This is a genomic window from Frankia sp. CcMO1 (assembly GCF_977945845.1).
On sequence record NZ_CDWTMG010000188.1, the window covers coordinates 1 to 9539 of the forward strand.

A 9539-nucleotide genomic window follows, 5' to 3' on the forward strand; every position below is an offset into this window, starting at 1 on the left:
CTAGTGCAGTGAGTTCCGCGCAGGAGTCCGGTTCCGCCGTGCCGGACATCGACCCCATCTCCCGGCACAAGAACATCCCGGTCGCCGCCCCGGAGCCCCGGCCGCGCCCGGCCTTCCCGGTCCGCCCCCTGGTCGTGATCGTCGCGTGGGTCACAGCGGCCAGGCTCGGGGGGTCGCCCTCGGCCGGTTGGCCCATCTCGACGATGCGGTGGGCTGGCCCTACTCCGCGATCAACGCCGGGACCGAACTGCTCTACCTCCCGGCCTACGCCACCGTGGCGGTGGCCTTCGCACTCCGCCGCAACCTGCTGATGATCATCTCCATGGCCCTGATCGCCATCCATCTGTTCTGGACCCTGCCCGAGGTTCTCCCCGGCGGCGCCGAGGAGGCCCCGCAGGGTGCCGCGCGCCTGCGGGTGATGTCGGCAAACCTGCTTTACTACAACGACCGCGCCGACCGACTGGGCACGCAGATCCGCGCCGCGAACCCGGACGTGCTCGTCCTCGTGGAGCTCTCCCCGCTCACCCTAGCGCGGGTCACCTCGTCCGGGGCGCTGGCGAGCTACCGGTACCGCGAGGTGTACCCGGAGCCGGGTGCGTTCGGCGCCGCCGTGTTCTCCCGCTTCCCGCTGCACGACGCCGCGGCCCCGGTCGTCGGCGGATCGATGTCGTTGCGGGCCACCGTGGAGGTGGATGAGCGTCGACGCTTCGTCGTGTACGCGGTGCACACGATCTCACCGACGACCAGCGCCTACACCGACCAGTGGCGGACCCAGCTCGACACGCTGCGCGCGCAACTCGAGCACGCCACGCTGCCGGTCGTCATGGCCGCCGACTTCAATGCCACCCGGGACCACCGGCCGTTCCGCCGGCTGGTGAGCTCGGGGGTACGCGACGCGCACGACGTCGTCGGCGGCGGGTGGCAACCGACCTGGAACTCCAAGAGCCTGATCCTGCCGCCCGTGCTGCGCATCGACCACGTGCTGGCCTCACCCGCGTTTGCGGTGACGGGTTTCGAGGTCGGCGGCGACTTCGGCAGCGACCACCGGCCGGTCATCGCCGACCTGGCCATGCGGTAGCCCCCGGATGGCGCCTTCGGCGCCATCCGGGGACCTCTACCACAGGCACCGCACGGGGTTCCGGTCAGCGGCCGATGAAGTCGGCCTTGCCGGGCCCGCTCTCGAGGAAGGACTCCATTCCGATCCGCCGGTCCTCGGTGGCGAACAGCCCGGCGAACAGCGCCGCCTCCAGGCGCAGCGCCTCGGCCAGCGCGATCTCCGCGCCGTCGTCGACCGCGTGCTTCGCCGCCGCGAGCGCCATCGCCGGGCCGTTCGTGTACCGGCCCGCGATCCGCTTCGCCTGCACGTACACCTCACCCGCGGGAACGACGGCGTCGGCCAGGCCGATCTCCGCGGCCTCGGCCGCCCGGACCTGCCGGCCGCTGAAGATGAGGTCCTTGGCGCGGGACGGGCCGATCAGGCGCGGCAGCCGCTGGGTGCCCCCCGCACCGGGGATCACTCCGAGCAGGATCTCGGGCTGGCCGACCCGGGCGTCCTCGGCCAGGACCCGCACGTCCGCGCACAGGGCAAGCTCCAACCCGCCGCCCAGGGCATAGCCCGTCACCGCGGCGACCACGGGCTTCGGGATCCGGGCCACGACCTCGAAGGTGGAGTTCAGATCGCCCACCCAGGCGGATACCTCGGCGTAACCCATCGGCGCCATCTGCCGGATGTCGGCCCCGGCGGCGAACACCTTCTCCCCGCCATAGAGCACCACCGCGCGGACGTCCGACCGCCGGGTCGCCTCGACCGCGGCGGTCCGCAGCTCCGCGGCGACCGTGGAATCCAGCGCGTTCATCGGCGGCCGGTCTAACCGGATGGTGCCGATCCCGCCGTCAACCTCGAGCCGCACCACACTCATCCGCATTCCTCCCGCTTCAGGCCCCTCGACGACCGGCGAGGCGTCCGGCACCCCGGCGTTCCCCACCCCGCCCCCGCCCGCCGAGATCGTCGACGGCGCCGGCTTTGAGGATGGTTTCGGTGTCGCTGTAGGTGTCGGTCGTCACGATAGGCCGACACGAGCTGATCTTCATCAATCATCTCCCGATCGGGTTCGGGGATCACTTGGTTCCAGCCGGCGCACTAGCCCCTAACTGGAAGTAGCGGACATTACCAACTGTCGGCCACCAGTCGGTCCCCTCCCACTCCCGGAACCTGCCGACCGCCGGAACCTGCCGCGCAACTCCTGAGAGTTGACGGGCCTTCGTGGTAGACCGAGGGGCAGAGTATGACCGTGCTGTTCGTCCCGAGCCGACCCAGGAGGAGCCGTGGCCGACACAGGTGTCAGCGTCCCGACCGGTCTCGAGAACGTCGCCGATCTCGAGGCGACCCTGGAGAGCCTGCTGTCAGTGGAGCGTTTCGACCCGTCGGCGGCCTTCACCCGGCGCCGGCCGATGGACGCCGACCGGGCCGCCGCCGAGGCGGACCCGAACGCGTTCTGGGCTCGCAAGGCCGAGGAGCTGCTGACCTGGCACACGCCGTTCACGCAGGTACTCGACGACTCGAACCCGCCCTTCTACACCTGGTTCGCGGACGGGACGCTGAACCTGTCGGAGAACTGCCTGGACCGGCACGTGGCGGCCGGGCGCGGCGAGCGGGTGGCCTTCCACTGGCACGGGGAGGAGGGAGAGCGGCGCACCGTCACCTATGCGGACCTGCTCGCCGACACCCAGCGGCTGGCGAACGGGCTGCGTTCGCTCGGCGTGCGCGCCGGCGACGTGGTCGGGATCTTCCTGCCGATGATTCCCGAGGTGGCCGTCGCGATGCTGGCCTGCGCCCGGATCGGCGCGGTCCACAACGTGGTCTTCGGTGGTTTCGCGCCGTCCGCGGTCCGGGAGCGGATGGAGGTCTCCGACGCCAAGGTGCTGATCACCGTGGACGGCGCGCGGCGCAAAGGGCGGACGGCGCCGGTGAAGGCCGCCGTCGACGCGGAGCTCGGTGACCTCCCGGCACTGGAGCACGTTGTGGTCGTGCCCGGGCCGGGCGGTACCGGGGCGCCGATGACCGCGGGCCGGGACGTCTGGTACCACGAACTGCTGGCCGCGGCGGCGCCCGACTGCCCGCCGGAACCGCTGTCCGCGGAGCATCCCCTGTTCATCCTCTACAGCTCCGGATCGACCGCGAAGCCGAAGGGGATCCTGCACACGACCGCGGGTTACCTGCTCGGTGCCACCTACACTCACCGGGCGGTCTTCGACATCGACCCGGGCACCGACGTCTACTGGTGTTCCGCGGACGTCGGCTGGATCACCGGGCACTCCTACATCGTCTACGGCCCGCTGTCGAACGGCGTGACCAGCGTGATGTACGAGGGGGCGCCGGACTACCCCGACTACGACATCTGGTGGCGGCTCATCGAGGAGTACAAGGTCACCGTGTTCTACACGGCGCCGACGGCGATCCGTACGTGCATCAAGTGGGGCGCGCGGTATCCCGGTCGGCACGACCTGTCCTCGCTGCGGGTACTCGGCACGGTCGGGGAACCGATCAACCCGAAGGCATGGTTGTGGTACCACGTGGTCATCGGCGGTGGTCGCTGCCCGATCGTCGATACGTGGTGGCAGACCGAGACCGGCTCCGTGCTCATCTCGCCGCTGGCCGGCGTGACGTCGACCAAGCCGGGTTCGGCGACCCTGCCGCTGCCCGGTATCAGCCCGGCGCTGCTCTCGGAGGACGGCGAGCCGGTCACCGAGGGCACCGGAATCCTGGTGATCACCAAGCCATGGCCATCCATGCTGCGCACCCTTTACAAGGACGACGAGCGGTTCGTCAAGACGTACTTCTCCCGCTTCGGCCCGTCGACCTACGTCGTCGGCGACGCCGCGCGCCTCGACGCTGACGGCTACTTCTGGATCATCGGGCGGATCGACGACGTCATCAACGTGTCCGGGCACCGGCTGTCCACCGCGGAGGTGGAGTCGGCGATCGTCGCCCATGAGGCCGTCGCCGAGGCGGCGGTGGTCGCAGAGTACGACGAGCAGACCGGCCAGGCGATCGTCGCGTTCGTGACGCTCGCCGGTGACCGCTCGGGCGACGAGGCCGAGCTGCGCGAGCACGTGGCCAGGCGGATCGGCAAGCTCGCCCGGCCGCGGCGGATCATCTGGGCCGACGACCTGCCGAAGACCCGGTCCGGTAAGATCATGCGCCGGTTGCTGCGTGACATTGCCGAAGGCCGGGAACTCGGCGACGTCACGACCTTGCGCGACCCCGCGGTGATGGCCGCGCTCGCGGCCAAGGTGGGCACCGCCCGAGACAGCGAGTAAGAGCGGTTCCGGTCCCCGGTTCCGGACAATTCTGGCTGTCATCGGGTCGACATGACAGTTGTTTCCCGGCCGGGACCAGCTGGCCGCACCCGGGTGTGTCGACGTCGCCGGCACTGTCTAGGCTCACGTCTTCGTGAGAGCCCTCCGACGGTTCACCGTCCGTGCGCAGCTCCCCGGGCAGCTTGCTCCACTAGGGGAACTAGTCCTGAATCTTCGCTGGTCCTGGCATCCCGAGACGCTGGACCTGTTCGAGTCTGTTGATCCGGAGCTCTGGCGGGCGACGAAGGGAGACCCGGTCCGCCTGCTCGGCGAGGTGGATCATAACCGGCTGCTCGCGCTGGCCGCCGACCGCCGGTTCGTGCGCCGGCTCACCGACGTCGCGGACGACCTCCAGGAGTACCTGACAGCCGATCTGTGGTATCAGCAGCGGAAGGCCGAAGGCGCCCCGTCGGCGATCGCCTACTTCTCCCCGGAGTTCGGTATCACCGAGGTGCTGCCGCAGTACTCCGGCGGCCTCGGCATCCTCGCCGGCGACCATCTCAAGACCGCGAGCGACCTCGGCGTGCCGATCATCGGCGTCGGCCTGCTCTACCGGGCCGGGTACTTCGTGCAGTCGCTGTCCCGGGACGGCTGGCAGCAGGAGCGGTACCCGGGCATCGACCCGCACGGGCTCCCCCTGGCCCAGCTGACCGATCCGGCGGGGATGCCGGTGAAGGTGGCCGTCGGTCTGCCCGAGGGTCGCACGCTGCACGCGCAGATCTGGAAGGCGCAGGTCGGACGGGTCCCGCTGCTGCTGCTCGACTCGGACGTCGAGGACAACCAGCCGGCCGAGCGGGGGGTGACCGACCGGCTCTACGGCGGCGGGACCGACCACCGGCTGCTCCAGGAGATGCTGCTGGGCATCGGGGGTGTCCGTGCGCTGCGCGCCTACGCCGCGGTGACCGGGACTCCGGAGCCCGAGGTGTACCACACCAACGAGGGGCACGCGGGCTTCCTCGGCCTGGAGCGGATCCGGGAGCTCGTCGAGAACGGGCTCAGCTTCGACGAGGCGCTCCAAGCCGCCCGCGCCGGCACGCTGTTCACCACCCACACCCCCGTCCCCGCCGGCATCGACCGGTTCCCTCGCAGCCTGGTCGCCCGCCATTTCGGCGGGGACAACGGCTGGCCCGGTGTGCTGGTCGAGCGGATCCTGCAGCTCGGGGTGGAAGCCGACCCCAACGTCTTCAACATGGCCCACATGGGTCTGCGGCTCGCGCAGCGTTCGAACGGCGTCAGCAAGCTGCACGGCATCGTCAGCCGGGAGATGTTCGCGGGGCTGTGGCCCGGTTTCGACACCGCCGAGGTCCCGATCGGCTCGGTGACCAACGGGGTGCACGCCCCGACCTGGGTGTCCCGGCCCATCATCGAGCTTGCTGACCGCGAGCCCGGCCCGGGCCTGCTTTCCGACGACGCGGCCGGATTCGAGAAGATCTCCGCGTTGCCCGACGAGGTCGTGTGGGCCGCCCGGCGGCAGTTGCGGGAACGCCTCGTCACCGAGGTCCGCCGCCGGCTGCGGGCCTCCTGGCTCGAGCGCGGCGCGGCACCCGGTGAGCTGGAGTGGGTGGAGTCGGTTTTCGATCCGGACATCCTCACGATCGGTTTCGCCCGGCGCGTGCCGTCCTACAAGAGGCTGACCCTCATGCTGCGGGACCGTGACCGGCTGCGCCGGCTGCTGCTGCACCCGCAGCGGCCGATCCAGATGGTCATCGCCGGCAAGGCGCACCCTGCCGACGATGGTGGCAAGCAGCTCGTCCAGCAGATCGTCCAGTTCTCCGACGACCCGGCCGTGCGGTCGCGCATCGTCTTCCTCCCCGACTACGACATCGGGATGGCGCGCTTCCTGTACTCCGGATCGGACGTCTGGCTGAACAACCCGCTGCGTCCGCTGGAGGCGTGCGGCACGTCGGGGATGAAGGCCGCGCTGAACGGCTGCCTGAACCTGTCCATCCGGGACGGCTGGTGGGACGAGATGTTCGACGGCCAGAACGGCTGGGCGATCCCGACCGCGGACGGGGTCGAGGACCCCGACCGGCGCGATGACATCGAGTCCGTCGCCTTGTACGACCTGTTGGAGAACACCGTCGCCCCCCGCTTCTACGACTCGGAGCCCGGCGACGGCATCCCGCGGCGCTGGGCCGCGATGGTCAAGCACACCCTGTCGGCTCTCGGTCCCCAGGTCCTGGCCAGCCGCATGGTCCAGGAGTATGTCGAGCGATACTACGTGCCGGCCGGTGTCTCGGCCCGGGCCGCCGCCGCCGGCGGCTTCGCCGGGGCCCGGGACCTGGCCGCCTGGAAGAGCCGGGTGCAGGCCGCGTGGCCCGGGGTCCGCGTGCTCAACGTCGACTCCGCTGGTCTCGGTGACACCCCTCAGGTGGGCCAGTCGCTGGTGGTGCGGGCCACGATCGACCTCGGTGAGCTGGCCCTCGAAGACGTCGACGTCCTCGCCTCCTACGGCCGGATCGACCAGACCGACCGGATCCTGGATCCTTCGACGCTGTTCCTGCAGCCGGTTGGCGAAGGGGAGGGCGGTCACCGCTACGAGGGCACCATCCCGCTCGGGCGCACCGGACCCTTCGGTTACACGGTGCGGGTGCTGCCCCGGCACGCACTCACCGCGAGCATCACCGAACTGGGCCTGGTTACCAACCCCTAGGGGTCCCCGCACCGCGGCGAAGCCGCCGTGCCGGGGGGATGGGCTCGTAGGACGAGCACGCTGTGGCCCAGCACGGTCAGGGACTCGCCGCCGGCATAGCTGGTTCCCGGTACCGCGACGGTCGCCGGGAATCCGGCGAGATCGTCGTCGGCGGTATTGAGCAGCAGGTCGTGGCGGGCCGCCCAGGGGGCACCGGGCAGGGTGACGACGGTGTCGCCGCGATCCGGATGGAACACGTACACCAGGCCAGTGCCGTGGGCCGGTCGATCGTGCGTCCCCCGCCCGCCGGCAGGATCCTCAGCGACGGGGCTGCCGGCGACATGGGCCACGAGCGTCGCGACCCGCGGGGCGTTCCAGTCCGCCACCGACATCACCGCCCCGTCCGCACGGAACCAGGTGATGTCCGCGAGTCGCCCGGGTGCCGACTGGCCGCCGTGGAAGAACCGCCCCCGGCGCAGCACGGGCTCGGCGGAGCGCAGTGCCGCCAACCCGCCCACCAGCCGGCACAGCGCCGGGTCGGGGCCGGCCGGGTCGGGGTAGGCGTGGTCCGGCTCCGCGACGTCCACCGATCCGGCGAGGTCGGTCGGCCAGTCGAGCCAGGACACCGCGTTGTCCTGGCAGTAGGCGTTGTTGTTGCCGCCCTGCGAGCGACCGAACTCGTCGCCGGCGAGCAGCATCGGGACGCCCGTGGACAGCAGCAGCGTCGTGATCAGTCCCCGGCGCACCCGGCGGCGGATGGTCAGGATCACCGGGTCGTCGGTCGCGCCCTCCACCCCGTAGTTCGCCGAGCGGTTGTCCGCCTCGCCGTCCCGGTTGCCCTCGCCGTTGGCCTCGTTGTGCTTCTCGTTGTAGGAGACCAGGTCGGCCAGGGGAAAGCCGTCGTGGGCGGTGACGAAGTTGATCGATGCCCAGGGGCGTCGGCCGCCGTGCTCGAACAGGTCCGACGAGCCGGACACCCGATAGCCCAGATCGGCGACGCCGCTGGTGTGCCTGTTCCACACGTCGCGCACGGTGTCGCGGAACCGCCCGTTCCACTCCGCCCAGGGGGCCGGGAACCCCCCCACCTGGTACCCGCCCCAGCCGACGTCCCACGGCTCGGCGATCAGCTTCACCGTGGCGAGGATCGGGTCGGCGTGGATGGCGGTCAGCAGGCTTGCCGCGGGGTCGAAGGCGTCGGGATTGCGGGCGAGCGCGGTGGCGAGATCGAACCGGAACCCGTCGACGCCCATCTCCGTCACCCAGTACCGCAGCGAGTCGCAGATCAGCCGCACGACGTGCGGTGAGGACGTGTTGAGGGTGTTGCCGCAGCCGGTCACGTCACGGTAGCGCCGGGGATCCATCGGCTCTACCCGGTAATAGGTCGTGTTGTCCAGGCCGCGCAGGGACAGCGTCGGGCCCCGCTCGCTGCCCTCGGCGCTGTGGTTGTAGACGACGTCGAGGATCACCTCGATGCCGGCGGCGTGCAGGGCGACGACCATCGCCTGGAATTCGCCGATCGGGTCGTCGGTGGCCGCGTACCCGGCATGAGGGGCGAAGAAGGCCAGGGTGTTGTAGGCCCAGTAGTTGATTTTTCCGCGCTCGAGCAGGGCCGGTTCGGAGACCGAGGCGTGCACCGGCAGCAGTTCGATCGCGGTGACGCCGAGCCGGCGCAGGTGCGCCAGGACGCTCGGGTGGCCGAGCCCGGCGTACGTCCCGCGTAACCGTGGCGGCAGGCCCGGGTGACGTTTCGTGAGCCCGCGTACGTGCGCCTCGTAGATGATCGTGTCCGACCAGGGGATGGTGGGCCGGTTGTCCGCCGGATGTACGCCCGGATGTACGCCGTGACCCGTCGAACCGCCACTCCCGGATCCGGGGTCCCCGATCCCGAGGTCCCCGAATCCGGAGTCCCTGGTCCCGGCGGGGCCCCGCTGCGCCCGCCCGGGCCCGGTCACGACGCAGCGGGGCACGAACGGTGCGGAGTCCCGCGGGTCCGGTTCGAAGCCGTAGGGGTCGCCGCCACCGAACCCGTAGATCGCCGGGTCCGTGCGCAGCGTCCCGGCTACCAATCGGGCGTAGGGGTCGACCAGCAGCTTCGCCGGGTTGTACCGCTGGCCCCGCTCCGGGTTGTAGGGACCGTGTGCCCGCAGGCCGTAACGCTGACCGGGGCGGACGCCGGCCAGATAGCCATGCCACGCCCCGCCGTCACGCTCCGGAAGTCGATGGCGTGTCTCGCGGCCGTCGGCATCGAACAGGCAGAAGTCGACCGCCTCGGCCCCGGGGGCGACGACAGCGATGTTCACCCCGGACCCGTCCCAGGTCACGCCCAGTGGCACCGCGCACCCCGGCGCGAGCCCGGAGGCGGTCGGCGCCGGTACGCCCGGGGATGCCGGTATGTCCGGTGAGACGGTGGTCTTCACGGTGTCGGACACCTTGGCGACGCTAACCGATCCCCTTTTCCGGAGCACGGGAAACACGGTGGCCGTGGAACAGGCCGGGGATGACGTCAAAAGAAGGAGGACGGCTGCGCCGACGACGACCCCTGCTAGGG

5 protein-coding genes are annotated in these 9539 nt (G+C 70.8%); 3 read left to right on the forward strand and 2 right to left on the reverse strand.

What is annotated here, in order from left to right; all coding sequences use genetic code 11:
• Positions 1-145 precede the first annotated feature (145 nt).
• Positions 146-1078 carry an endonuclease/exonuclease/phosphatase family protein gene (locus AC08OU_RS18465; RefSeq protein ID WP_476602310.1) on the forward strand — a complete coding sequence of 311 codons (933 nt, stop codon included), beginning with the start codon at positions 146-148 and terminating at the stop codon, positions 1076-1078.
• A gap of 64 nt (positions 1079-1142) precedes the next feature.
• Here the strand turns inward: AC08OU_RS18465 and AC08OU_RS18470 are convergent, their stop codons facing one another.
• Positions 1143-1919, reverse strand: coding sequence for an enoyl-CoA hydratase/isomerase family protein (locus tag AC08OU_RS18470; protein WP_476591825.1), 777 nt, complete (start codon positions 1917-1919; stop codon positions 1143-1145).
• 406 nt (positions 1920-2325) lie between these two features.
• On the opposite strand from AC08OU_RS18470, the gene acs reads away from it, so the two are divergent.
• Both acs and glgP read left to right on the forward strand, forming a co-directional pair.
• Positions 2326-4320 (forward strand): acetate--CoA ligase, encoded by a 1995-nt coding sequence (gene acs / locus AC08OU_RS18475; protein WP_476605402.1) that lies wholly within the window; start codon positions 2326-2328, stop codon positions 4318-4320.
• A gap of 133 nt (positions 4321-4453) precedes the next feature.
• Positions 4454-7012, forward strand: coding sequence for an alpha-glucan family phosphorylase (glgP, locus tag AC08OU_RS18480; RefSeq protein ID WP_476602053.1), 2559 nt, complete (start codon positions 4454-4456; stop codon positions 7010-7012).
• Here glgP and glgX read toward each other — a convergent pair.
• Complete coding sequence (gene glgX, locus AC08OU_RS18485; protein WP_476605403.1) at positions 7009-9420, reverse strand: glycogen debranching protein GlgX; 2412 nt, start codon at positions 9418-9420, stop codon at positions 7009-7011. The two genes, glgP and glgX, sit on opposite strands and share 4 nt — an antisense overlap.
• Between the last annotated feature and the right edge of the window lie 119 nt (positions 9421-9539).